Source organism: Methylotuvimicrobium buryatense 5G, assembly GCF_000341735.1.
In the GTDB taxonomy this organism is placed as follows: domain Bacteria; phylum Pseudomonadota; class Gammaproteobacteria; order Methylococcales; family Methylomonadaceae; genus Methylotuvimicrobium; species Methylotuvimicrobium buryatense.
Genome location: NZ_KB455575.1, coordinates 4415461 through 4441137, shown reverse-complemented (window position 1 = coordinate 4441137; position 25677 = coordinate 4415461). Strand labels below are relative to the sequence as shown.

21 protein-coding genes are annotated in these 25677 nt (G+C 47.9%); 1 reads left to right on the top strand and 20 read right to left on the bottom strand.

The window, feature by feature from the left end:
* Window positions 1-87: 87 nt before the first annotated feature.
* The 20 genes from METBU_RS29150 to METBU_RS0119820 all read right to left on the bottom strand — a co-directional run bounded on the left by METBU_RS29150 (window position 88) and on the right by METBU_RS0119820 (window position 24262).
* Window positions 88-1791 carry a flagellin N-terminal helical domain-containing protein gene (locus tag METBU_RS29150; RefSeq protein ID WP_017842294.1) on the bottom strand — a complete coding sequence of 568 codons (1704 nt, stop codon included), beginning with the start codon at window positions 1789-1791 and terminating at the stop codon, window positions 88-90.
* A gap of 135 nt (window positions 1792-1926) precedes the next feature.
* Window positions 1927-6393, bottom strand: coding sequence for a glycosyltransferase (locus tag METBU_RS24815; protein WP_208976565.1), 4467 nt, complete (start codon window positions 6391-6393; stop codon window positions 1927-1929).
* Window positions 6394-6561: 168 nt separating this feature from the next.
* Window positions 6562-8112 carry an IS66 family transposase gene (tnpC, locus tag METBU_RS0119900; RefSeq protein ID WP_017842292.1) on the bottom strand — a complete coding sequence of 517 codons (1551 nt, stop codon included), beginning with the start codon at window positions 8110-8112 and terminating at the stop codon, window positions 6562-6564.
* Between the two features lie 229 nt (window positions 8113-8341).
* A complete protein-coding gene (locus METBU_RS0119895) occupies window positions 8342-9493 on the bottom strand; it encodes an FkbM family methyltransferase (RefSeq protein ID WP_175421702.1) in 1152 nt (383 codons plus the stop codon).
* Between the two features lie 5 nt (window positions 9494-9498).
* A complete protein-coding gene (locus METBU_RS0119890; RefSeq protein ID WP_017842290.1) occupies window positions 9499-10782 on the bottom strand; it encodes a glycosyltransferase family 4 protein in 1284 nt (427 codons plus the stop codon).
* Between the two features lie 10 nt (window positions 10783-10792).
* Window positions 10793-11713: a phytanoyl-CoA dioxygenase family protein gene (locus METBU_RS0119885; RefSeq protein ID WP_017842289.1), complete on the bottom strand. Its 921-nt coding sequence runs from the start codon at window positions 11711-11713 to the stop codon at window positions 10793-10795.
* Window positions 11714-11733: 20 nt separating this feature from the next.
* A complete protein-coding gene (locus METBU_RS0119880; RefSeq protein ID WP_017842288.1) occupies window positions 11734-12828 on the bottom strand; it encodes an FkbM family methyltransferase in 1095 nt (364 codons plus the stop codon).
* Window positions 12829-12863: 35 nt separating this feature from the next.
* Window positions 12864-14051 (bottom strand): class I SAM-dependent methyltransferase, encoded by a 1188-nt coding sequence (locus METBU_RS0119875; RefSeq protein WP_017842287.1) that lies wholly within the window; start codon window positions 14049-14051, stop codon window positions 12864-12866.
* Window positions 14052-14129: 78 nt separating this feature from the next.
* A complete protein-coding gene (locus METBU_RS0119870) occupies window positions 14130-15131 on the bottom strand; it encodes a radical SAM/SPASM domain-containing protein (protein ID WP_017842286.1) in 1002 nt (333 codons plus the stop codon).
* Window positions 15132-15150: 19 nt separating this feature from the next.
* On the bottom strand, window positions 15151-16509 hold the full coding sequence (locus tag METBU_RS0119865) for a radical SAM protein (RefSeq protein WP_017842285.1): 1359 nt from the start codon (window positions 16507-16509) through the stop codon (window positions 15151-15153).
* Window positions 16506-17546 carry a glycosyltransferase family 2 protein gene (locus tag METBU_RS0119860; RefSeq protein WP_017842284.1) on the bottom strand — a complete coding sequence of 347 codons (1041 nt, stop codon included), beginning with the start codon at window positions 17544-17546 and terminating at the stop codon, window positions 16506-16508. The genes METBU_RS0119865 and METBU_RS0119860 overlap by 4 nt, the downstream gene beginning before the upstream one ends.
* A gap of 2 nt (window positions 17547-17548) precedes the next feature.
* Window positions 17549-18442, bottom strand: coding sequence for an NAD-dependent epimerase/dehydratase family protein (locus METBU_RS0119855; protein WP_017842283.1), 894 nt, complete (start codon window positions 18440-18442; stop codon window positions 17549-17551).
* Entirely contained in the window at window positions 18439-19017 is a 579-nt protein-coding gene (gene rfbC / locus METBU_RS0119850) for a dTDP-4-dehydrorhamnose 3,5-epimerase (RefSeq protein ID WP_017842282.1), read from the bottom strand. The genes METBU_RS0119855 and rfbC overlap by 4 nt, the downstream gene beginning before the upstream one ends.
* Entirely contained in the window at window positions 19018-20625 is a 1608-nt protein-coding gene (gene rfbH / locus METBU_RS0119845; RefSeq protein WP_017842281.1) for a lipopolysaccharide biosynthesis protein RfbH, read from the bottom strand.
* Window positions 20615-20830 (bottom strand): hypothetical protein, encoded by a 216-nt coding sequence (locus METBU_RS0119840; RefSeq protein WP_017842280.1) that lies wholly within the window; start codon window positions 20828-20830, stop codon window positions 20615-20617. Before METBU_RS0119840 ends, rfbH begins: the two co-directional genes overlap by 11 nt.
* Entirely contained in the window at window positions 20830-21900 is a 1071-nt protein-coding gene (gene rfbG, locus METBU_RS0119835) for a CDP-glucose 4,6-dehydratase (protein ID WP_017842279.1), read from the bottom strand. Before rfbG ends, METBU_RS0119840 begins: the two co-directional genes overlap by 1 nt.
* Window positions 21891-22664: a glucose-1-phosphate cytidylyltransferase gene (rfbF, locus tag METBU_RS0119830; protein WP_017842278.1), complete on the bottom strand. Its 774-nt coding sequence runs from the start codon at window positions 22662-22664 to the stop codon at window positions 21891-21893. Before rfbF ends, rfbG begins: the two co-directional genes overlap by 10 nt.
* A 129-nt stretch (window positions 22665-22793) precedes the next feature.
* Window positions 22794-23384 carry an RpnC/YadD family protein gene (locus tag METBU_RS28500; protein WP_017842277.1) on the bottom strand — a complete coding sequence of 197 codons (591 nt, stop codon included), beginning with the start codon at window positions 23382-23384 and terminating at the stop codon, window positions 22794-22796.
* A gap of 3 nt (window positions 23385-23387) precedes the next feature.
* Window positions 23388-23798, bottom strand: coding sequence for an Rpn family recombination-promoting nuclease/putative transposase (locus METBU_RS28495; protein WP_017842276.1), 411 nt, complete (start codon window positions 23796-23798; stop codon window positions 23388-23390).
* A gap of 32 nt (window positions 23799-23830) precedes the next feature.
* Window positions 23831-24262 carry a DUF29 domain-containing protein gene (locus METBU_RS0119820; RefSeq protein WP_026130340.1) on the bottom strand — a complete coding sequence of 144 codons (432 nt, stop codon included), beginning with the start codon at window positions 24260-24262 and terminating at the stop codon, window positions 23831-23833.
* 338 nt (window positions 24263-24600) lie between these two features.
* Here METBU_RS0119820 and METBU_RS0119815 point away from each other — a divergent pair, with 338 nt between their 5' ends.
* On the top strand, window positions 24601-25662 hold the full coding sequence (locus METBU_RS0119815; RefSeq protein WP_017842274.1) for a transposase: 1062 nt from the start codon (window positions 24601-24603) through the stop codon (window positions 25660-25662).
* Window positions 25663-25677 lie beyond the last annotated feature (15 nt).

Below are 25677 nucleotides of genomic sequence, written 5' to 3'. Positions count from 1 at the left end.
CGTTTTTGATTCCCGTGTCCATAATGTTTACCCCTTAGCTAAAAACCGGAACAGCCTTCGGAAGACAGTTCCGGTTATTTTAACTGCTTACCGTAACAATGACATCACGTTTTGCGATTGGGCATTGGCTTGCGCCAACATCGAAATACCGGCTTGTTGCAAGATTTGATTGCGTGTCATCGCCGTGGTTTCGGCGGCGAAGTCAGCATCGCGAATCCGAGAATTCGCCGCGGACAGATTCTCCGAGACGTTATCTAGGTTACGGATGGTCATTTCAAAGCGGTTTTGTACCGCACCTAAATTCGCCCGCAAACCATCTACTTGTGACAAGGCGCTGTCCACAGATTTCATCAGGATATTGGCACCCCGGACAGTGGTGACATCGGCGAGCTGGATAGAACCTACCGCCTGCTTATTCTCCTTCATCTCATCGCCAATGGCCGTAGCGGCTCCGGATGCAAATCCTGCATTAGCGGCCGCCGTCCCACTCGTCGTAATCGTGTCTTGGGCAGAGAGCGTAACACGGCCAGCAACCCGTAGTTCCAGCGCAGCCTGAAAGTCTATCCGGTTAGTGTCGGCCGTATCAACTGCCGTCCCACCTGCCGCAAACAGCTTGTTCGCGTCTTCCGCCGCTTTGGTTTGGATGATGATATCGCGCCCGTCTTCCGCATAAAGCTGCAATACGCCATCTTTGTCGACACTGGCCGTGACACCGGTGACATTGCTTTTTGAATTGATTTGATTGACCAACGAACCGTCCGCGTCTTTTTCTTGGAAGCTCACAGGCCCCATATTGACGCCATTGATGGTCAGGCCGTCATGGGCAATGGTGCCTGCACCCACATGCCTGTAGCCGTCAATCGGGGCACCAGAAGCCATGGCAGCAGTAGCATCGCCACTGGCCACGCTAGTGATAGAGAAACTGGTTTCCGCCTTTGCATAAACGTCTTGCAAGATAGCTTGTCCACTGGCATCAGTCAGCCCTTTAGCTGCGATGTCATTAATCCTGGCCGCAATGTCTTTGGCAATACCGCCGCCATAATCAAGAGAATTGACATTGGTCAAATCGCCACTGGATTTCCATTCAATGTTTCCGCCATAACGGGTTTCGGCAATATCCACTGTGGATTGGCCAGCAACTTCAATCGTAAATTGACCAGACGAAACAGCGGCTCCGGACAATGCGCCAGCCGCAGTTAAATCTTGGATACCGACATTGCCTGATTCATTGGCACCCAACGCCACCCGGGTACCTGTAGTTTGCACGGCACCTGGTTGTTGACCCAAGGCACTGGCGCGCATATCGGCCATTTTGACGTTGAGTTGTTGGCCGGCATTAGCGCCAATTTGGAAACTAAATTCGCTATCTTCGCCGTTCAATAACTTCTTGCCGTTAAACTCCGTCGTGCCACCGATCCGGTTGATCTCATCGACCAATTGCCGGACTTCAGCCTGCAGCGCTTGCCGGTCGGAAGCGGAGTTGGTGTCGTTGGCCGCTTGTACGGCCAGGGTACGCATGCGTTGCAGCGCGTTGGTGACCTCGTCCAGCGCGCCTTCGGCAGTTTGCGCCAAGGAGATGCCGTCATTGGCGTTACGGGAGGCTTGGTTAAGGCCGTTGATTTGGGATTGGAAGCGGTTGGAAATCGCCAAGCCGGCCGCGTCGTCTTTGGCACTGTTGATACGTAAGCCGGAAGACAGGCGTTGCAGGTTGGTTTGCATCGCGCTTTGTGATTTGTTCAGTTGCCGCTGCGCATTGAGCGAGGCAACATTGGTGTTAATGACTTGTGCCATGATGACTCTCCTTATTAACTACGTTTATGTTCTGATCGAAACTGGTTAAGACTTTCTTTTTATCTCGCTGAAGTTATCGACCAAAGCTTTCCAAGCTTTAATATTTTTTGGGCGCGATATATCAAAAGCCCGTCATCATGGCGTCAATGCGCTAAACCATTCATCCAGGTGGTCCTCCAACATGAAATTCACCAACACCCATTGCTGTAAAGCCAGCCCTTCTGCACGCAAAGCATCCGGCTCGGCCAACTTTTCTCTGACCGTCTTGATCCAATAACTCGCATTATGACCAACCCGCGTTACCGGAGCATTTTGATAGGGATACACATCGGAACAGACGACCGGCCATCCCAAAATACCGTACTCCAGTAAACGCAAATTGGTTTTCGCCATGTTGAAATTATTGTATTCCAACGGTGCGATCGCCAAATCCAAATCCAGACTGGCAAGTTTAGCCGGGTACTGATCGAATAAAACACCACTGTGAAATTCTTTACTAAAAGGCCTGAGCATATCTGGACACATCCCCATAAACACCCAATCGATTTCATTTGCAGTCGCCTCAACCACCGGCAAAATCAATTCCAAATCCCCCTGATGCTGCCCTCCTCCGGCCCAACCGACACGCGGCTTGCCATCTCGCTGTTCGGTGAATTTGATATCCAAACCCAGCCAACGTGCTTTTTCAAGATAATTCGGCACCAGGCGCACATCTTGGCTATATTTGCCGTATTCTTCTTTCAATGGTTCGGTAGCCACAATCAAACGGTCGGACTGCTCCAACAATTTTCTTAAACGCTTACGCAAATCCTTCGGCCACTTGCCTTGCAACGGATGTTTTTTCGGCAACATATGAATCAAATCATCTTGCGAAAAAATCTGGAAAACATTGTTAAAACGCTTATATTGCGTCCAAGCATTGATCAAATAATCGGCAAAACCGTTTTGCAGCATCATTACATCAGGCTTAACCCGCTCGATTTCGACAATATCGGGAATCAGCGTTTCGCTATGGTTCGGCAAGAGACTGCTTTGTATCATCGCCGCATTGGTCAATACCCGTAAAGGCGCTCTGACTCGATATTCGCCAATGCCGGTATCGTTGCCAGGGAAGGCATAAACCCGCAAACGATCATGAAAATCAGGATTCCAGGTCACATCAGTTTCGGTTTCGATTTGAAAATGACGGTGCTTGAGACTGAGATTGCGGTTATAGGCAGGATCGTTGGCCAGTTGCGGGAGCCATTTTTTCACCATGCCGTCGGCTTCTTGCCGGGCACGCTTGACATTATCGGGATTTCTGTCCGCTTTGATGGAACTGGAACCATGATGTACTTCGGTCACATAAGGTGTCCAAACGATTTTATAACCCCGTTCGCGTACTTTCAGGCACAAATCGACATCATTGAACAGCACCTTGAAGTTTTCCGCATCCAAGCCGCCGACATCAAAATAAATCGATTTCCGGATCAATAAACAAGCGGCGGTCACGGCCGAAAAATTTTGTACGACTTGCGCCCGGTTCATATAACCGGGATCGGTTAAGGGCAGACTGATATGTGGATGATCGGCGACGCCGAACGGCCCCATGCCCAAAATCACGCCGGCGTGTTGCAGGGTTTGGTTCGGAAAAACCAAGCGCGCGCCAACAATACCGACTTCATCGCGCAAACCGTGATTGAGCAAACGCTCCAGCCATTGCTCCTGAATAATAACGGTATCGTTATTCAATAAAACTAAGTAGTCGCCATTGGCTTGCTCGGCCGCAGCGTTGTTAATCGCGGAATAATTATAAGGCTTGGCATATTTAATAACCCGAACGTGATTATATTCCTGCTCTAATTTTTGGAAATATTCCAAAGTCTCCGACTTTTCACTTTGGTTATCGACGACCAAGACTTCATAGTTTGGATATTGAGTTTTATCGAGCAAACTTTCGACGCAGGGCTTTAATAAATCCAGCCGGTCACGCGTAGGGATTATAATGGAAACCAGCGGCGTTTGCGGCCAGCGATAAACAATATTGAAGGTATTCGGCAAATACCCTTCTTGAATATCCACCTCGATATTTCGCCTTTTGAAATGTTCCATCAACGCCTGTCGGTGTAACGATTCCGTTAGACTTTGTATTTTATTTGGCGGCAGATGAATTAATACTTCGGGGATATGAGCCAATGCAGCCTCGCCACACTGATCCAGCACATGCAAGGCAAAATCGTAACTTTGCGCTTCGCCATCCGTATGCCAACCGCCTAAAACTTTAAGCGCCTGTGCCGATATTGCACACGCACCTAGATAGTTATAGGAATAAAGATAATCGATGTTGACATCGGGTTTAAAGCGGGGGTTTTGATAACCGCCGGTTGAGCCGCGTTCATCATCGTCACAATAAAACAAGCGCGCCTGCGGATACAAATTGATATAGTCGCCTAAACAGAGCAAGGCTTGCACTTCCCATTGCGTGCCAGCGGGCAATCGCCAAAACCAAACACGCTCATCGTCACTGAGTAACGCATTCAATGTATTTTGACGACTGGCGCTATCATTCACAACATGCCAACTGACGATATCGATTTCATCAAAAGAGCTGTCCGGCGCCGGGAAAGGCGCCAGAATCACCAATCGCCATTCGCCGTATAACTGCTGAGACAGGCTATCGATCGTATCCGCCAAACCCTGTTCTTCCCCAGGCGCAACCTCGACTAAAATATGAATAATCGGTTGTAATCGCCAATCACGCAACATGCGTTCGGCGAATAATTGGGCGTCGGCTTCGGTGATTTGCCTTTCCTGTAACCATTGCTTATAAAGGTCGGCTGGTTTGGGTTGATCGGCCTTATTTTGTTTATAATTTATTGTAATGGGGCCAGAAGCTTGATTACCCGATCGACTCTGTTCTTTTTGAAAATATTCTAGTAATGAATTTCGTTGCGCTTGAATCGCGGGATCGTCTACCGGGTATTTTTTATAAATTCGACTAAAGAGATCGAAAAAGTTTTTCCGTTCATTTCTAGAAACATTGTCTTTAACATTATTTCTTGAACGAGCTTGGACTGTTATATCATCTAACCTTCGAATTTTAAAATGCATTGAAAGTGACAATATTAAATCCCAGTCTACTAAAGCAGTTAATGATTCATCAAATCCTCGAATTTTAATAAGACATGACTTTCTATGTGCCAGAAAAATTAGCCCAATGTAGTTTTTAACAAGTAGCTTATCTAGTGAATGTTCAGAATTAATATATGGATATTCTTTCTTTATATCTATTCTCTCACCATTTTCAATAGTTTCAGAAACCCACTCGCCCTGTGTAAATACTACTGGATCACTAGAATTAATCAGCGCATTAACAACAATCTCAAGGTGATTTGGAAAATACATATCATCATCGTCTAAGTAAGTAATAATCTCACCTTGAGCTAGTTCAAGACCAACATTTCTAGCTGCTGCATGTCCCTTAGATGACGGCAAATGTATATAATGAATTTTATTGCGACCTTGATCAATTGCCTCTACTAAGGGGCCGACATCACAGCCGCCATCGTTGATGACAATAGCCTGCCAGTTATCATAAACTTGCTCAATAATCGACTTGAGCGCATATTGCAGTAATTCCGGCCTGTTCTTAGTCGGCATCACGACAGTAACCAGAGGTTTAGCAGATAAAGGACGTAATCGATTAGAACTTTTTATTATTTTTGACTTAACAGCATCGATACGACAGCCAAGTTCAGACAAAATCTTTTCTGGATTACTAGCATTCTTTTTTAAAAGCGCTATATTAAACTCAATGAAATTTAGAATTTTCTCTTCAAAACCTGAAAGCCTATGTAAATTTTTATTTGTTATGTATTTTTCCCACAAAAATAAGTTATCAATTAAATGCTGTCCTTTATGATATTGAAACTGACCAGATGATTGATTTTCGTGCTTACGATGTACAGCATGTATAGTATTCGTATATGAAAAACAAGCCCCATTTTGAGATAAAAACAAAAGGATATCAGTGTCATAACCAACAAAACCATCAGGAAACGAAGACACTGAGAAGTCTTTAATATAATCCTTAAGAAAACCTGTCTTTATCGCACAAGCCCCAATCTTAATATGTACCCCAGAGCTGATAATGGTAGCAAATTCGTTTCTTAATCCTGTATAACTAAAATCAACCAGTCCTGGATGCTTATTTATCGATGTTAATTTACCTTTCTCGTTAACATAATTAACATTAGAATAAAATACATCGATATTCTTATTTTTCAAAAACCCAAGATAAATCAACTCGATAAAACCAGGATACAAATAGTCGTCTGATGCCAACAATAAACTAAAGACACCTTTAGCCAAGGATATACACTTAAACCCATTAGCTCCCATCCCTATATTTTCTTCATTTCTAAAATAAACCACTCTATTATCACTAAGATAGGGCTCAATAACAGCATCTGTATTGTCTTCCGAACAATTATTTCCAATAATTAGCTCTATTTCAACAGAATCACATGACAAAACGCTTTCAATAGCTTTTTTTATATAAGCTCCATGATTGTAAGTTGGCATTAAAATAGAAATAAAAGGCTTATTATCAGTAGTTGACATCATTATAGTTTACTTAGTAAAAATATGACTTAGGGAGTTTCGCTCGCCGTGTAGAGCCGATGCGAACAAACCAGTTGGCTTCAGCTTCGTTCAGTTATTATCCGACAATTCATCGAGAATCTCTAATTTTACCTAACTGGTAATCGTTTAGCCCCCCCCCTGTTCCTATCACGCCAAAACCGGCATAGGCAAACGAGGGACAGGTTGGTTTTTACGGCGTTCGGCCAGTGTTTGAGCAATAAACTCCCAAGGATTCAGGTCTCTCAAACGCGCGGTATCAATCACGCTCGCCAGCAAGGCAACCACGCGACTGCCTTGGGCCGTCCGCGAACCGAAGGTGATTTTGCGCAGCAATACCCAGTGCCGCAAACTGCGTTCCGCGACGTTGTTGGTCAATGGATGCGCCGGCGTTTCGACCACGCGCACGATGGCCTCCCAATCGTTGAGAAATTCGCCGGCTAATTGTCGGCTGTCAACATGCGCGATGTCTCGGTGCGTCTCGCAGAGCGAGCGCAGCAAGGTCAGCAACTGTTGATTCTGCGCCCATAAGGATTCGGCATCCGGCGGCGATTCGCGGAGTCGGTGGATGTTGCGCATCAACAGGATCATGGCCAATAACAAGGCTTCGCCGAAAGCTTGTCCTTCGCTATCCAGGAACTGATACAGTGCTCGGGCCTTGCGCACCAAGTGCGCCCAACAGCGCAAGCGCCTAGGAAAGATGCGATAGACGCTGTAGCCGTCGGTCATCAGTAAGCCGCAAAACGCTTCCCCTAAGAGCTGGTTCACGACGAGACGATGGCGTTTGCCCACTTGATAAATCACCGTCTGTGCGCTGACAAAGACCCAGAGCCAAAATAACTGCCCGGCTTCTTTCCAGGGTGTTTCATCGATATGTAAGAGGCCGGCGGCCTTGAGTTCCGCGATCAACTGCTCGTCAACGACCGGCGCAACGGCACGTCCCGCTTCATGAATGCATTGATTGATGGTGCTGGTGCTGAGGTAGATTCCCAGCCAATCGCGCAAATAGGCTTGGATTCTGCTGCGCGATGCCCGTAGGGACAATGAGAGATAAACCAAAAAGCTAACCAACCGAGGGCCGCACAGATGCCATTCGCTCAGGGCTACGCTCCAGCCATCTTCGTCGGCGCCTCGCCCGGGCTCGGCNNGGGNTTGATGACCGCAGGGACAGGTCGCCGAGAAGTAGTCATGTCGGCTATGTTCGATTTGTAATTTCGGCGATTCGGCGTTGCCGATTTCAAGCTCCAGTTCGAACCGGGCGTTCCAGGGTCGGTAGTCGGTGTTGTCGGCAAACGATTGCCTACACGCGGCGCAGCAATCCGGGCGATGCTCAATTGTCCGTGTCACCGGTAAGGTCAGGTTGCGGCTATAGCCTGGGCTACCGACTTGGCGCCCGGCTTTTTTAGGCTTTNCGCTATCACCGGTCGCCGCCGGAGGTGTTGCCGAGTCCTGGCTAGGTAAGTCATCTGACGAAGACTCAGACGAATCCAGTGCCGACAAGTCGTCCGTTGCCGGCGCTTCTTCCGACGGTTCGGCGCTGGATTGATTCGATTGCCAAGGCTCCCGGGATGACGGCGGACGCGAACTCGTATCCGGGGATTGTTTGAGTCGTTCTCGGGCTTCTTTGAGATCCGCCAACAGTTGCTTACTCAATGGACGCAACTCACCCTCCGGCAAATCATCCAGATAGTCCGTGTCCATTTGGCTAAGGTCTCGGTCGCTCAACGTCATGTCCTATAGCTTTTCATGTTTTAACGTGAGTTGCTACTTTTTTAGTGATGGGGGCTAAACGATTACCCTAACTGCCATGTACGGACGGAAACCGGTTACAAATAGACATTATCGAAAACTCAGTCTTCGACTCATTGAGATTAAGTGGTCGAGCAGGATTTCAGATGAAGCCAAATCTATTAAATTACAACAACTCATCTTAAACTTGACGTTCCTTTGGAATAGCATAAATCACGGCACCCGTGCCGCACCAGGCATGCATACGAAACAGAAAAAGATATTCCGACAAATGTTCCATGAGCCAAGTCGCTGTGCGCCAAAGGCCATCACAATTATGATAGACCGTAATTGCCAGTATTGGTCGATATCGCTTTAAGGTCTTCAACCCACCTTGCAAAGCAGCTAGTTCGCCGCCTTCAAGATGGATTTTTGCAACGCTGCAAGGAATATTAAGATAATCCAAGGTAAAAGTTTCTACGTTTCCCATAGCTTTTGGCATCAAACGGGATGTTAGGTCGTAACCATGGGCAAAGGGAAAACATCCTTGTTCTTCAGATAGAGCGCACTCCCTAATTTGAATACGGTTCTTTTGATCTGGCTGCAGACTCTTTACCCAATCCCGCAAAGCGCAAGCATTGTCTTTATCCGCCTCAATGGCTACGATTTGTTCAAACTTTCCCTTGGATTCAATCAAAAAACGCTGGCACACCGTGCCGCGCCAAGCTCCTGCGTCAAGAAAACATTCTTCTGAGTTTAGAGCCGATAAAACCTCTGGAATAAAGTAACGATTATCAATAGTTACCGGCGCGGCTGAGAACAACCATTCCTCGCGATGCACCCTCCAGGCCAAAAATTGCAAATGAGCAGCCCGGGAAATATCATCGTACCATGCATCGAGGAGCCGACTTATTTGCTCACGATCATTGGTATTCAAAGCACCGGCAAACCAACCGTTGTTTAGGGGCACTCGTCCAGCATAAGCCTCAGCCACATCATAGAAGGGCCGCACATGAAGCCAGCCCATTGTGTGCAAATAAGATTGAATAGGTGTATAGGGCGCCACCACCACGCATACCGCCACTAAGTGGCTGGCATGATTTTTCTTTGGTGCTTCTTCAGGCAGGTAAACCGGAATACGATCCAACAGCAGATTATTAGCAGGAGGGGATCGATCGATCGCATAGGCAATAGGAATACCCAAGAAATCCATTAATTGAGCAGCCAATTGTCCCAATTTGCCAGCGCCGTACAGAACCAGAGGCCGGTCTACAAGCTGAGGAGCAACCGTAGGAATGCGTACCACAAGATCGTCCAGCAACATTTTGCTTTGGCTTCGATCGGGTAATTCCAATCTCCTCATCTCCATGCACCCAATATTTTCGCCCAACTGGCCAAGCGGAGATCACCTGGAAATTGGCGATGGTAATGAAAAACAGAACCTTTGCAGCGTTCAAATAGAACATGGGGTAGTTCGCCTTCCAAGTTCACTGAGCCATCATCACGGAAGCGATAAGCTTCCTCCCCCATACAGGAACGAAACCAATCCGCCGGACTGTCGCCAAAGACAGGCCGAAAGTCCAATTCACGTTTCGACTCGGTCATAACTGCCTGGTAATGACGTAGGAGACAATCGGCAGTATGCTCTAGTGCAAAACGCTTTCTTACATCTTGGCTGGCTTGGCGTGACAAACGCCAACGCAAATCGGGTTGGGCATTCAGTCTGGCCAGCACTCTAGCAAATTCAGCAGGACTGTCCACTACCAAGCCCGTTTTACCATGTTCAACCAAATACCGTTCTGCAGGATTGTTTAACACTATGGGTATCACTCCCATCGACATGGCTTCGAGTAGGGCATTCTCAGTCGTACCGTAATGTAACGGGTTGAGCAGATAGGCTAACACGTCGAAGCCCGCCAACTCTGCCGCCACATTGGTACGGTAGCCTCGAATCGCTAAGCGGCTGTCGAGTCCCCGCCGCTGAGCTTCGTTCAATAATTCCACTCCAGTAGTCGGATCCCCCACCAAAATCAAGCGAAAATTCGGCAGCTTCACGGCGGCGACAAAATCCAGCAGCCGGGGGTGCAGCTTGGCGAAGTTTAGGGTCCCCAGATAGCCTACTCGTAGTGGACCATTCAGGGGACGTTGCTGCGGTTCTGGCAGGTCATCGAAACCGCCGGTGCTAAACACCGCGTCTACCCGCAGCCAAACATCTCCATCCAAGTCGGCCAGGGCGACTTGCGACCAACTGCAGGGCGAAGTGAACAGGAATCGAGCCGGCATGGTCACGAAGGCGGTTGGCAATCTGGGTACATGCAAACCGGAGATATGACTCCATACCACCAGCCGCATGGCTGGTAGCTCCCCCCCTAGCCAGGCAGCCACCGCCGGGTGGTGCCACCATTCCAACTGCACGATATCTGCCGCCGCGACTTGCTCGGCTAGTTCTACTTGGCTTGGGCAAACCAATAACTGGCCGTCGTGGGCTCGCACCTGGTCGACGAACTGGGATTTCTCCGGCGCTTCTAGACAGGCGATAGTGTGATAGATGCCGTCACCGCGCCTAGTCGAGGCCTCTACCAGGCGGGAGAGCACCTTGCCAACACCGCCGCCTAGGTGGGCGGTTATATGAAGCACTTCCACCAATACTCACTCATAATATAAAGTTAGTTTTTTTAATCCAACGCTCTTTCCAAATCGCATTTTCGACACCATGGTGCCAGGCATCCCTTTTTTCTCTTAGTTGTTGCTGCATATACCCCGCCTTTTGTTCTTCAACGAATGACCGCATGGCTTTTGCTCCTCGCCTGAATGGTATTGATGCTCTGCGGACACCACTGATAGCATTAGCATTAATATAACGCAGATCGACACTCCAACGGCACGATTGAGAGGTATTTAATAGTGACCTATGCGGAGTAAATTGACTGAAAACAATGCATGAGCCTCGCTTAATAATGCAATTTTCGGTGTTAAAATGCTCAGCAATCTCATACGGAATTTCCAGATACCAAGACTTATAGCCAAATTCAAGCTGTTCATGAGGAATGTGCAGCAATTCATGGTCGTTTCGGTGTTCTGCGCATGCAAACTCCATACCTCCGCTGTTAGCGGTGACATTGCGTATCGGAATCCAGAACGTGAGGATTTGACTTTCAATTGCCTCTTTATATAGGTAAGCACTGTCCTGATGCCAAGGCACTGCAAACAACTCAATGTTTGGGGGTTTTGGCCTAACGGTCCAGAAAGGGTGACCATCTATGTCAGGCCCGATCAGCGATTGGGCAATATCCACCAAATGGCTTTCGCTCCAGAGATTAAACAATCCCGGCGTCATAATGAAGGAGTGTGTAAAAATCAACGACGCACCTGGACACCTACTTTCAAGAGCCAACATCCTTGCATCAATATCTGAAGCCACTCCCGAAATGTCAATCCTGAGATAAGCTGCCATTTCATCTATACGTTCCAAGATATCTTCCTCAAGACGAGCTAGCATAGCCTCAGGTATAACATCACCAATAATGAGAAATCCATTATTATGAAAAGAATGCTTCTGATCGTCTGAGAGCATTTTGGTCCTCACGTAAACTTTTATAGAGATGCAAACAATATAGTATCGGTGCAACTAGGAGACTGATGACGGATGTAAAACTTGTATTCTGGCACCATTTCCATCAACAAGACAGGAATTCTGAGAAAATCTTCCACCTTATGATAAAGACATATTGCGAGCTTGGGCTTAAAAGTTTTGATAGTCTGCATGGCGCCTTTTAGTGCCTCGAATTCCGAACCTTCGATGTCCATTTTTATTATATCTACCGGCGCACCGTTCATAATGGAATCGATTGTTGTGACTGGAATGGCTTGCTTATCTTCGCCGTCAATATCGATGTAAGAATACATCCCATTAGAGCGCAATGAAACGCTCCCAGTAAAATTCGAAAGCCCTTGTTTGATGATTTCAATTTTCCCGGGTGACGCCGAATTCGCAACCTCAAACAGTTTATCTTGCATACTATCATCGGGTTCGAACGCATATATCTTGCTATATTGATTATTTGATGCCTCAATGAACAGCCGCACTGTATCACCATCGTAAGCGCCGCAATCCAGGAAAACAGAATTCGATAAAGGCCGCATAAAGGAACGAAACAAATACCAATCGTCGTTGCCAGTAAAGGCAATCTCGAAATCTTCCCGCTCGCCGGTCAGGTGAGCCTTTAATACCTTGAGAAAGGTTTGTTTTGAATAGTCATCTGCTAATGAATCCAATACCTGGTAAAAGCCATGAAGATTTTCACAGAAGAATTGTTTGAACTCATGGGGTTCGAAATAATGCACACACTCCAAATCGATATCACAGACCTGCGCAGGTGTGACTCTCTTAATCAATGAATTGTAAATCTCTTTGAAATAGATTGGTGATGATATAACAAAGGTAGAATTAGGATAGTGATCGATGGCCTCCTCAAAGGAAACTATCCGGTACTTACCCTCGTGATAAGAACCTAGCTTGTCTGGATTAGAGTCGCAGATACCAAAAATATTAAAATTATATTTCTCTAACTTTTTTATTATGGCAGGCATAGCAAATCCAGCACCATACAAAAAAACGGGATTGCCTTCGTTTGCTCTCTTAAGAAATGTATCAACGCGGCTCTCTATCAAACACAAATCATTTAGCATGACTAGTCCTTCAACATGTAAAAATGCAATCTACATCAAAAAATATAAAATATCTGTTTTTCAGTCCAACCCAACCCTATCGCCGCTGCTCTAATATCATCCACAGATAAATAAGAAGTAATCACCAATAAGCCAGTGGGATCAACATACTCTGGTGCCTCAATCCTGATTCCTGTAAGTCGCTTTTTTTGCTTTATAAGATTGCTATCAATAATATGTATAACCTTATTTATCTCCAGCAGTCCCTGCGCCGAAAGGTCAAGCAGCTCAAGACCAGCTCCCCACAGCGTGACTTTATCGTAAAAGCCAAAACAGTGGTGAAGATTTGTAAGCAGTATTTCCTGTTGACGACGCTCGTCTTCAAAGAAAGAGACAATGTTCTTTGTCAGAGTCTGGTCAGCTTTCACCCGCTCAAAGTCATTAGCTTCCTTGGAAAACAAAACCATCAATGACGGATAGTCTTTAATACTTCCCTTCATTGGTAGCAGTACCCGCTCAACTGCCGTCACATGTAACCCCTTTCGCTCCCCCAACATACTTAAGGCCTTTAGGGTAAAATGATTAACGTGTTCCTTCATACCAGGCCAAAAATTGGTTCCTACTCTGGCCAGTGAATATAGAGCGGCATCAGGTACTTCAACCATCAACCGCCCCGTGCTTTCCAAAACGCGAGCAGCCTCTTCCATAACTAATTCAACGTTGAGAATATGCTCAAAAACGTGGAAATAACAAATTATATCCTGACTAGAATCTTCATATGGAAGAGCAAAGACACTGCCTTGTTTGATTGGTAGATCACGACTCCCAAAATCATTCACACTAGTAGAATCAATGTCAACCCCGGACAATAGAAATAAACCAGGTGCACGTTCATCAACATATCTGATAAATCCTCCTCTGGAGCAACCAACATCCAAAAGTCGGCCACCACCCGGAGCAATGGTTTGGAGCAAATTTAAGTAATGTCTGTATCTTATTTGATCTTCCTGACTTCTACCCCCTACACCAATACCACCGGCTGAGGCATACATACAGTCATTGGAATAGTAGTTTTCGATCGCTTGGTCATCGAACTCACCCTGCAACCTGACAAATCCACACCTAACGCATTCGAGTAAATCCGCCTTATAAGAGAAAAGCCCCCCATCAAAATCACCGTACTGACAATATCCACGTTCTTTTAATCTACCTTCACATGCGGGACATCGTTTAATTACTGCCATTGGAATTTCCTTTATCAAAGCTTGGATTCAAGTTTTTATAACTTGGTAGAAAGCGGTAAATATCAACGTGGATTCAACTCATAAACGCGCTAGAAGTTCATTAGCATACTCATCTACATTGTCCGGCAGGCAATGACTGAGTTGGCCACAGGCAGCGCAGGTATGGTTGTCCTTGCGCCGCCCCTGTAAGTGAGCAACCCGGTGCCGATGCATGGCCTCGCTGTTCCAAATCGCCTTCAGGGATTGGATGCGAACGTCACCAATATTCAGCTTGCGTGCCCAGTCTAAGAAGCACAGACTTACCGTACCGTCGGTGTTTACCGCCATGGAATAGAAAATATATGGACATACCGACACTTCCTGGATGGCGTTACCATAGATACCTTCGGTGATTTGGATCCCAGTACGTTCCTCTACGTCGAAGGTGGGCCAACAGGGGGCAAAGTTTTCGATGAAGACTCGATCAGCGATGTCGCCAAAAATCTCGAAGAAGCGCTGTCGCTCCGTGTCGCTGAGTATGTCGCCGGGGATTTTGACGCAGATTTCACAGTCGCCCTTACGCTCGTAAAGCCGACGGATGTTGTCCACGAATTGGTCGAAGTCCATCCGCGTTTGGGTAAACTCCCAGTACTGGGCGCTGGACATGCCATCCACGGAGATGTTGATGCGGTCGATACCTGCGTCCAAGATGGGACCCACCTTATCCGGAGTAAGTAGATAGCCGTTGGTAGTAGTGTCGATGTACTGCACATAACCGCTGGCCTTGGCGTAACCTACCATGTCGGCGAAGCGATTGTGCAGCAAGGGTTCACCTTCCTTGTACAAACGCAGCACCTTCAGAGGCTGATCGAATTCGCTCAAGTCGTCGATCACCTTCTTGTACACATCAAAATTCAGTCGTCCCTGCCAACGGCCCGTGGACTTGATCAGATTCCGATCGCCGGTGGGACAAAACTTGCATTGGAAGTTGCAGGTATTCACCGGGTCCACGAACAGCACGAAGGGGGTGGACAAAGGGATCACTTCCTGCAGAGGAGTGCGCTCATCCAGGTTAATGCGGGGTTTGATGCTCGCTTTCATGTATATTTCCTTCTTTCGTTCAGACGACCGTCTTCTGGGATTCTGTATGGATGGCACCATGCTGGGCATCCTTGATCGCTTTTGGTTGATTTTTGGAAACGATCTTAACCTGCTGTCCCGCCTCGATCACGTGTATGGATGCGCCGTTGCAGTGGTTACAGACCCGAGCCCATTTCATTTCCAGGAAAGCCGACACCTGACGACGCACCTCCGCGACCGGCAGATTGCGGATATCCACGTAGTCGCCTGGGTAGTCCGGAATCTTGCCGATCAGGGTGCCATAGGCACTGCGGCTGCACTTGAACAAGCGGCCGTCGAAGATATCGTTGGAGACGAAACAGCAAGTGCCATAGACCTGCTCCAGTTCGGACTCAGAATAGCCCCTAGCATCGAAGCCGCCGAAATCAAACCACTGTAGGGTCTGGGTATAGCGATGGTGGACACCCCGAGCCTGTAGGCGACCGATGAACTTGTCCACGTTACGCTGAAACTTGACCGGGATGTGCTCTCCATACCCGCTGATCTCCACGATGACACGGGGACTGGCCAGCAGTTCGAACACACGCTCGCTTTGGGGAATCACTGTGCCATTGGTGATCACGTGCACCACCCCCACTCGAGGCAGGGTCATGATTCCTTCAAGGATGGCCTCGATCTCGGGATGCAGCATGGATTCGCCTCCCACCAGCACTATCTTGTTAACCAAGTCCACGGCGTTGACGAATTTCTTCAGGTCGGCCAAGATCTGGGCGGCGGGGATATCTACGTGGTCCGATGCCACGTAGTGATCACGCAGATGATTGCAGCCGACACAGGTCAGGGTGCACTTGTTGGAGACCAGTACTCCCACCGAAGGAATCACCAGCTCAATAGGCCGTTCCGGCGCTAAGTCCTGAACGAAGTGTTGACGCACGTGGTCATCGAAGATATCGCAGCGGTTGCGGGTATCGCTCACTACTGGACATATGTGACAGGTTTCCAGGTCGAACTGAAACTGCCCTTCCGCCCGCCGAGACGCGCACTCCCCATGCAACAATCGGGTGATAAAGTCCCGTTCGGTGATCACTCGAGTGTAACCCGCTTTTTCAAGCCTTGCACGGACCTGTGCAGCCACATTCTCCGCGAAGATGGTAACGATGACTCCACTTTCGCCACGCTCCGATTCAGGCAGGGCGTGAAAATCCGGCTTGCATACCGGGGCACCACCCAGCTCGGCACCGATAGTGTCGGCGCGCAGGTCCCAGAAGAAGTCCACCGACACGCCGAACCAGTTCAGGGCTTCTTGGATCCGACGTCCAATCTTGCCGGCGCCGTAGATGATAACCCGACGGCCCATTAAGGCCGTCAGGTCGGGAGCATAGGATTGGGTTCTGTTCATGCTGGCCTCCCGTCGTCGATTGCCGCCAGGGTACGAAAACCCTCAGGCGGGTCGTAGCTAAAGGTGCGGGCTCCTGGGGACAGGGTCGGCAACAGAGCGCGATAAAGTGCCCCCGGGTCATGTTCGGTAGACTCAGCGCAGTAGTTCATGGTTCGCCATGTATGAGTTATGCGGATGTCAGGATCGAAAACTGTAGCCAAGGCCAGGAAGCGCCGGGCCAGAGCATAGTTCTCCTCACGGAACACGTGGTGGCAATAGCGCAGGGTGAGCTGCCCCACCCGCTTCACTGCCGCATCGAAGAACTGTTCCAGATAGGGCCGACCACGACCTTGGCGGAACATTTCGGTCAAGGTAGAGTGATATTCCATCATGTGGCCAATACCCCGGTTGCACTGGGCCGTGGTGCTCTCGCCATGTACCCGATAAATGCCTACCGGCGCCCGCAGGTAGGCCACGTCGCCAGCCAAGGCGCACTTGAACCATAGCAGGCCATCTAGATTGACAATGTGGCGTAGGTCGACGCCACCAATCTGCTCTAGCACCGACCGCCGTACCAAAACCTGGCAGGGTAGGAAGGACATGAACAGAAATACCTTAGCCTGGCGCTCGCCGGGGATCACACAGTCCACATTGTAAAACGGCGTGATCGACCAGGGCTCGCCGCTCTCGTCCGTCTCCAAGCGCTCGCCCACTGCCATGCCCGCCTCCGGGTAGGCTTGAAGGATAGGGACCAGGCATGCAGCGAAATCCGGCAGCAACTGATCGTCACTGTGCAAGATCACCACGAACTCCCCCCGGGCCTCGGCAATTGCCCGGTTAGTAGCCGTCGGCTGCCCCTGGTTAGTGTCGAGGCACAGCAGACGGATATGATCGCCGAACTCGGCAGCAACGGCCAGGGAGTCGTCGGTGGAAGCATCATCCACCAGAATGACCTCAATACGGGGCCAGGTCTGAGCTAGAGCGCTGATCAAGCAGGCGCGCAGATAGCGACTTTTGTTGTAGTTAGGGATACAGATGCTTACCTGGGGCAAGATCATGGCTACCGGCCCTTCCCTAGTCGAAGTCGGCGCAGGCCCGCGTCCAAAGGTACCTGAGGCCGCCAACCAGGCAATACCTGAGCCCCTTCCCAGGGTTGGAATACTTCACGTTGCCGATAAGGCCGCCCCCCCCACTCCGCTCGGACCGGATGTTGAGGATCGGCGGCATTGAAGCATTCTACCAATTCCCGCAGCGATAAAGCCGCAGTAGATGGCAATCGGTAGACCCGCCGCTGCCCTGCTTGCATATCCAGCACCTGCTCGCAGGCCAGGGTAAAGCCGTCAGCCAGATCATCCACATGCACTAAATGCATATATTGCTCCCCCTCTGACATGTCTAAGACGTCTCCGGATTGTGCATATAAGCTTAAAATATGAATCAATTTTTCTCTTGGGTCATCTTCACCATAACTATCATATAAATGCAACTCTAACATTCTCATGCCATTTGCACTTAGATAATACTCGGCCAATGTGGAAAATGCCTGCTTGGTCGCCGCATATAAATTGACCGGACAATACGCTTTATTTTCATAATGTTGCCAAGCAGTACCTGCATAAACCAAAGCATTACAACCAACTTTACACATGGCATCCAGTAAATATGCGCCAAATTCAATATTAGCTTTAACTAAAACGCCCACATCTCGGTAACCATGTTCCGAGACATAATATGCAGCCAAATGAACCACAATATCCGGCGAAAATTCGGTCAAAGCACGCTCAAAGCCGCCTCCGGCGTCATCCACAGTCCAGATTAGACACTGATCAGGCAAGTAAGACTGATTAGCACTACCTAATCGTAACAAGCAACCAACCCGATGGCCTTGCATTAATAAATGCGGAATCAAATGGGAGCCTAAAAAACCGGATGCTCCAGTCACTAATATTTTCATGACAACTCGTATACAAACGGACTGCTAAAGTCTGCTAAAACCGGATGTCGTTTATCTCGATCAGATACCAACGGCGTTGATTCTTCCCAAGGAATACCAATCGAATCCCAGCGTATACCTCGATCATATTCCGGCGAATACGGTTCGGAAACCTGATATACCACTAAGGCTTGGTCAGTCAAAGCACAAAAACCATGCGCTAAACCTTTAGGTATATAAAGCATATTGCTCTTTGCAGCCGATAATTCAAATGAATCAAAATGACCATAAGTCGGGGAGCCAATACGAATATCAAGCACAACATCCTTTACCGCACCGTGAGCACAATAAACCACTTTCACATGATCTCGCGGCGGACTTTGAAAATGCATGCCACGAACCACGCCTTTCTTTGAAACCGAATAAAACGATTCCGAAAAGTCTGTCTCGAGGCCCATGTCTTTAAAACTAGGTTGATGAAAGGTTTTAACAAAATAGCCACGGCAATCTTCAAATCTTTTAGGCTGCAACAGCAAACACCCGGGAATAATAGACTCACAGATCTTAAAGGACGAACTAGCCGACTGACTTGCCATTTAATATCCCTTTATAAATGCCGTCAGTCGATCATAGACAAAATCCAACATCTCTACAGTCAAGCCAGGATACAGACCCAACCAAAATGTTTGACTCATTACTAAATCAGTAGTATCTAAACTACCATTGACCCGATACTTTCGAGTAGCCATATAAGGTTGTCTAACTAAATTTCCTGCAAACAATAAGCGCGAATGTATTTTATGTTTAGCCAAGAATTTCAATAATTCCACCCTCTCTATGCCTGTTGATGACCGAATCGTCAAAGGAAAACCAAACCACGATGCTTCGCTATTTGTAGTTGTTTTCGGTAATACAAAAATGTTTTCTAACGACTTTAATTGCTGGACAAGGTAATCGAAATTCCGTTTTCTAGCGATAATGAATTCGGGTAACTTATCCATCTGCACTAACCCACATGCCGCTTGCATATCGGTCATTTTTAAGTTAAATCCTAAATGTGAATAAATATATTTATGATCATAACCTTTAGGTAAATCACCTAACTGCCAGCCATAACGCATGCCACAAGTGTCATCAAACCCGGGCGCACAATAACAATCACGCCCCCAATCTCTAAAACTTTCTATGATTTTTTTTAATTTGCGATCTGCGGTAAACACCATACCGCCTTCGCCAGTCGTAATATGATGGGCCGGATAGAAACTACACGTTGCGATATGTCCGAAAGTACCGACATGTTGTCCTTTGTAAGTGGATCCTAATGCATCGCAACAATCTTCAATAACCCATAGATTGTACTTGTCGGCTAATGACATTACCGTTTCAAGATCGAATGGATTACCTAAGGTATGCGCCAGTACGATTGCCCTAGTTTTAGACGAGATAGCTGCTTCTATTTTGGTTGTATCAATGTTGTATGTAGGAATATTAACATCGACAAATACGGGCACCATTCCCATTTGTAATATAGGGTTCACCGTTGTCGGAAAGCCTGCGGCAACAGTAATGACCTCATCTCCGGCCTTTAAAGCCTTGCTTCCCAGTTTAGGACTGGTCAATGCTGCAACAGCCAGCAGATTGGCAGACGATCCCGAGTTTGTAGTCAAGGCGTAAGGCACGCCGACAAAATCGGCAAAACGCTTTTCAAATGCGTCATTAAAGCGACCGGTAGTGAGCCAGCCATCCAAAGCAGATTCCGTAATAGCGGCTATTTCTGGCTCGCCAATCACTTTTCCGGATACCGGAACCGCAGTTACTCCCGGTTGAAAACGAGTATCTTGGTACTTATTATCGCAATAAGGCGTAATTTCTTTAATAATATTGCTTCTTAAAATTTCTTCCAGCTTTTCAGGACTAACCGACGTTTTTTTACTTAAAACTAGACTTTTATTCAAGAGATATTGCTTTTCTAAGCGTATATAACTGTCTCTTGGCAACGGCTGACAACCTACTAAATAATCGGGCGCTTCTATTTTTATAGAGATATCTTTATGCCCGGATTTCGTCGTTATAAAAACAAAGCGAATATCACCATACTCATCCGGAGCGGACAAAGCTAAGGCGGGTCGTTTTTTATGCGTTGTTAAATCGGTAAACGGAAAAGGCAGAACACAAATATCTCCAGCCTGTATATTAAAGGTCATTCCAGACATCCTCTTCAGGATCAGCCAATACCGCCATTGCAAATCCATTTTCTTGTTGCATTGTAGCCAACTCTATACTTTCCAGTGGCTTGATCTCTTCAACGGGCCAGACAATCACTTCAACACGTCTATCCGCATATTCCGGTAGATTCAGCTCAACTAAGCCTGTGTGAGATACTTCGGCAATGATCCGTTCCTCGCTCATTATCCCGCTCCTCTTTGATTTGTGAATAACTGTATTTGCTTGCGGCAAAATAGCCCCATATCTAAGCCTTGAGATTCTGCCTGATACCACTCGGCAGTCAATTGCAATGCGTCGGATAGCCGCCAGCGAGGATGCCAGTCCAAGCGTTCGTGTGCCTTAGTGCTGTCCAATTTTAATGAACGCGCTTCATGAAACTGTGTTTGTTCTTCTATTGTCCAGTTCGCTTGAGGCCAATAGGTGGCTAAATGCTGCACAATCGATTGTACCGGTTGCATATCGTTCATATCCGGGCCAAAGTTCCAAGGCTCTGCATAGTGCTGTCCTTCAGTAAATAGCTTTTCAGCGAGTAGTAAATAACCCGATAGCGAATCCAGTACATGTTGCCAAGGTCTGATGGCGTTTGGATTACGAATGGATAGCGTTTGATTAGCTTGAAAAGCTTGAATAATATCCGGTACCAATCGATCAGGCGACCAGTCGCCACCACCGATAACATTTCCGGCGCGTGCGCTGGCAATGGCGGGGCTATGCGCATCCGAAAAAAAACTGTTACGGTAAGAAGCAATCAATAATTCGGCGCAGGCTTTACTGCTGCTATAAGGATCATAGCCTCCCAAGGGCTCGTTTTCCCGATACGCCCAAATCCATTCTTTGTTATCGTAACACTTATCGGTCGTTACGATAACCGCGGCACGTACACTCGGACAAGCACGGATCGCTTCCAACACATGCAGCGTTCCGATGACATTGGTTTGGTAGGTCTCAACCGGATTTTGATAAGCATAGCGCACTAAGGGCTGTGCGGCCAAATGGATGACAATATCCGGCTCGGTTTTTAAGAATACGGATTTAAGCGCGGATAAATCGCGGATATCACCAATGTGTGAAGCTATGCATTGGCCGACATTGGCTTTTTCGAACAAATTAGGTTGTGTCGGCGGAGCCAACGCAAAGCCGTAGACATGCGCCTTCATCTGCTGCAACCATAAAGCCAGCCAACTCCCTTTAAATCCGGTATGCCCTGTTATCAAGACTTTTTTATCTCGCCAAAAGCTTTCGTTTATTCCCATGTTTTCCAAGGTGCCCTACCCGAATTCCATAAATGTTCCAAATAGTTTTTGTCTCTCAATGTGTCCATTGGCTGCCAAAAATCCTTATGTTTATAAACGGCAAGCTGTCCTTCTTTGGCTAAGCGTTCGAGAGGTTTCTGCTCCCACCCTGTGTCGTCGTTATCGATGTAATCAATCACTTTAGGTGACAATACAAAAAAACCGCCATTTACCATGGCATTATCGCCTTTCGGTTTTTCCTGAAAGGAAACGACCCGGTCTCCTAATGTGTTAAGCGCGCCAAATTTAGCTTGCGGATAGGTTGCTGTGATGGTCGCCAGTGTATTTTGTTGGCGATGAAACCGGATGCTTTCGGTGATGTTGATATTTCCCACGCCGTCACCATAGGTAAAACAGAAAAATTCTTCATCTTTTACGTAATTTTTAATTCGCCGCATCCGACCACCGGTACCGCTGTGTTCGCCGGTATCGACTAACGTTACTTTCCAGGGTTCGGCTTTGTTTTCATGCACATGCATTTTATTGTTGGCCATATCGAACGTGACATCGGACATATGTAAGAAATAATTAGCGAAATATTCTTTGATGAGATAGCCTTTGTAGCCGCAACAAATGATAAATTCATTGATTCCGTGACTGGAATATATTTTCAAAATATGCCAAAGCATCGGCTTTCCACCAATTTCAACCATTGGCTTGGGCTTGATGTTTGTTTCCTCGCACAATCGGGTGCCTAGCCCACCGGCTAAAATAACAGCTTTCATAAAAATGTCTCGTGTCTTGGGTTTATCTCGTAAGGCCGAATAAAATAGCCAGTAGCCCTGATGGAGCAAAGCGGAATTCGAGGCATTTAGCGTTAAGACTTCCTTATGAGCTGTCGGCTTGTTTCTTGACTATTGCAGGAGCGTTTCGACACTCTCGGCGGTGAATATTTGTTCCGCCCAGTGTTCAAGCTGTCTGGTATCGGCTGCCTGTATTTTTTGCTCAGCCCAATCGGGTAAGGCACCGTATTTCAACCGGATTTGTTTGCCCAACACGCGGGCCGCTTCTTGTCGGGCTCCTTTTTTTATACCTGTTTTCTCACCTCTTTGTTTACCTATTTCTATGCCTTTCTCTATGCCTTTTTCTATGCCTCTTTCTTCCCATTGCTGGGCCCAATTGGTCATCCGTTCGGCTAACATGGCGTTTACCTCGTTGAGTTCTTGATATTCGGGGATGCTGTCTTGTTTAAATCTTACACGCAATAAGCGGCTGAGCCAAATGGCAAAGCTTCGCCGGATTGCTTGATAGCGCGATGTGTCGAGTTGTTGATGCAATCGCTGGATCCGTTCGCGCATTTCATCGGGCGTTTGGCAAAATTCCAGTGCAATCAAATGTCCGACCAGATTGTCCGGATGCTGTTGGCTATAATCCGTCGGAGTGGCTTTTTCTTGCAATAAAAAGTAGCTCAAACGCGGCGTGTAGCGCCTCAGTGCCGGATGCACCGGTTAGACTAGCTGTTCCATATCCACAGGCCCCGTCCAGTCGGGCGAGCCATTGTAGATAACGATCGGCATGACCGGCGGCAGAAGATCGCCTTTTTTCAGGGACTGGGAACGGATGATGTCTTGGTATAAGAGCGCCATGTAGGCCATCACGCGGTTGGCCATGAAATAGTCGTCGCTGGACTGAAATTCCAGCAACAAGTACAGATACAGCCAGGTGTCTTTGAATTTCAGCCGCCAGATGCTGTCATCGTGGCGTTCGCGCAAGTCATCGCTAACAAAGCTGGCCTTGTAGGGTTCCAGCGTCGTGAAGTCGGTGCTGTCCAGCCATTCGGGATGCACGAATCCGGTCAGCAGGTCTTCGACCAGCCGGGGATGGCTGAACAGCAGTTTGTAGCCGGTGTCGTGTTTCATCGCAGGTTTCTTTGTCATGGCTTATAGCGCCCTTATTCCGGCCAAAACTCAGAATTCATAACCAGCTCAATGCCCCACGGACAAGACTCAGGGACGCAATCGAGTCCAGTTTCCTTGACCGCAAGGCTAACGGCATCAGACCACACCCATTCCCACCAATCGGATTGGGCCAGATCGGTTTTAAGGCTGGGGGTTTCCTTCAAGCAACCTGCAATCCCTCGCCGTTGCTCCTTGATTGTCCGCTGCCAGCTTTTGCTTCGAAAGCCTTCCTGATGATATTGCCATTTCAGAAGATGGGCCAGCAAAATCGCCATTCTGCTTCTCAGTTCTCTCCGTTCGCTTTTGCCCACGTCCTCAATCTCATCCGCAATATGTTCAAGGTCGAGCATGTTGAATTGGCCCACACGGAGAAGCGCGGCCTGCTCGTTCGCCCATGCAATAATATCAGATTCGTAGCTATGCATCGAAAAGCCCTCAAAATGTCCCAATAGTGTTTTAAACTGTGGAAAGGCAACATCGAGTCTCATCAGAAAAACGACTCCCTTTTGCAATCAAAGGAGCCATAGCCCTAATCCCCGCGAACCGCATGGACGTAGCCTTTCCAACCAGAGTAATTCTAACCGTCACGAGTTGCCGCTAAGGAACGGGCATGAAATAACTTAGGCTTTTTTATTCCCTCTCCCCAACCCTCTCCCAGAGCATAAGTATCTACACAAGTTTTCCAGAAAAATGGCATGATGTCGCATGATTTTAAAAAACACTGACGGGTATAGACCCACGCCTCGCCAAGCGCCATCAGCAATTGGTACTTGAACACATCAACTCAAGCGAAAGCCTGAGCGCAGGCTTGAAGGCGTTGCCGAATAAGATCAGCAGTTTCGCCAGCACGCAAGCAGCTAGGCGATTTTATCAGAATGAATTGGTCAGCTTGTCGAAATTACAGGAACCACTGACTGCAGCAGCTCATGAAGGCATCGCCGAGCATTGCAGCCAGTATGCCTTATGTATGCATGATTGGTCACACCTGAGCTTCAAGCATGCTAACAAAACCGATACGTATGCTATTACGCATGAGACGGATGTTGGCTATGACTTGCAAACCAGTCTGATCGTCAGCGATCAGAACGGGCAACCGCTGGCGCCGGTGGCGCAGCGATTAGTGAGTGCTGACGGGAGTTATGCCACCGGCGATCCCGAGCCCGGCTTGCCCGTCAAGCATCATCTGGATGAAGTTAGCGACTGCATCCAGTTTTTGGACGGACAAGGTTTTGCCAAGCCATTAGTACACCTAATTGACCGGGAAGGGGATTCCGTTGGCCATATCCGCCGCTGGGAAGCGGCGGATAGCCACTGGCTAGTACGCGTCAAGGATAATCCTAATGTGGACTACCAGGGCAAGCCCATGGCTTGTAAAGCCGTGGCGCAAGAACTGGCGTTCAGCAAGACTCGGCAAGTCAGTTATCATGGTCAGACTTATTGGCAGTGGGTGGCAGAAACAGACGTGACGCTAACCCGTCCCGCCAAACCGAGTCAGAAGAAAGGCAAAAAGCCGGCTGTGCCTGGCATTCCTGTAGCGGCTAGGCTGGTGGTCAGTCGCGTCTTGTCCGACGAGGGTGATGTGTTGGCGGAATGGTTGCTATTGACCAATGTGAAAGACGTTGATGCTTCGACCCTTGCGCTATGGTACTACTGGCGCTGGCAAATCGAGTGTTTCTTCAAACTGGTCAAGTCGGCAGGCCACCACCTCGAATCGTGGCAACAGGAATCAGCCCTGGCCATTGCCAAACGCCTCTTGGTGGCTAGCATGGCCTGCGTTACGGTTTGGGCCATAGCCGCCGACAAAAGCAAGGAAGCGGCTGATTAAGACTATTTCCGATCA

What these genes read in the sequence shown, in the direction of transcription:
- METBU_RS29150 (WP_017842294.1), bottom strand. Translation starts at nt 1,791, where the DNA reads ATGGCACAAGTCATTAACACCAATGTTGCCTCGCTCAATGCGCAGCGG.
- METBU_RS24815 (WP_208976565.1), bottom strand. Translation starts at nt 6,393, where the DNA reads ATGTCAACTACTGATAATAAGCCTTTTATTTCTATTTTAATGCCAACT.
- METBU_RS0119885 (WP_017842289.1), bottom strand. Translation starts at nt 11,713, where the DNA reads ATGCTCTCAGACGATCAGAAGCATTCTTTTCATAATAATGGATTTCTC.
- METBU_RS0119880 (WP_017842288.1), bottom strand. Translation starts at nt 12,828, where the DNA reads ATGCTAAATGATTTGTGTTTGATAGAGAGCCGCGTTGATACATTTCTT.
- METBU_RS0119875 (WP_017842287.1), bottom strand. Translation starts at nt 14,051, where the DNA reads ATGGCAGTAATTAAACGATGTCCCGCATGTGAAGGTAGATTAAAAGAA.
- METBU_RS0119870 (WP_017842286.1), bottom strand. Translation starts at nt 15,131, where the DNA reads ATGAAAGCGAGCATCAAACCCCGCATTAACCTGGATGAGCGCACTCCT.
- METBU_RS0119865 (WP_017842285.1), bottom strand. Translation starts at nt 16,509, where the DNA reads ATGAACAGAACCCAATCCTATGCTCCCGACCTGACGGCCTTAATGGGC.
- METBU_RS0119860 (WP_017842284.1), bottom strand. Translation starts at nt 17,546, where the DNA reads ATGATCTTGCCCCAGGTAAGCATCTGTATCCCTAACTACAACAAAAGT.
- METBU_RS0119855 (WP_017842283.1), bottom strand. Translation starts at nt 18,442, where the DNA reads ATGAAAATATTAGTGACTGGAGCATCCGGTTTTTTAGGCTCCCATTTG.
- rfbC (WP_017842282.1), bottom strand. Translation starts at nt 19,017, where the DNA reads ATGGCAAGTCAGTCGGCTAGTTCGTCCTTTAAGATCTGTGAGTCTATT.
- rfbH (WP_017842281.1), bottom strand. Translation starts at nt 20,625, where the DNA reads ATGACCTTTAATATACAGGCTGGAGATATTTGTGTTCTGCCTTTTCCG.
- METBU_RS0119840 (WP_017842280.1), bottom strand. Translation starts at nt 20,830, where the DNA reads ATGAGCGAGGAACGGATCATTGCCGAAGTATCTCACACAGGCTTAGTT.
- rfbG (WP_017842279.1), bottom strand. Translation starts at nt 21,900, where the DNA reads ATGGGAATAAACGAAAGCTTTTGGCGAGATAAAAAAGTCTTGATAACA.
- rfbF (WP_017842278.1), bottom strand. Translation starts at nt 22,664, where the DNA reads ATGAAAGCTGTTATTTTAGCCGGTGGGCTAGGCACCCGATTGTGCGAG.
- METBU_RS28495 (WP_017842276.1), bottom strand. Translation starts at nt 23,798, where the DNA reads ATGAAACACGACACCGGCTACAAACTGCTGTTCAGCCATCCCCGGCTG.
- METBU_RS0119820 (WP_026130340.1), bottom strand. Translation starts at nt 24,262, where the DNA reads ATGCATAGCTACGAATCTGATATTATTGCATGGGCGAACGAGCAGGCC.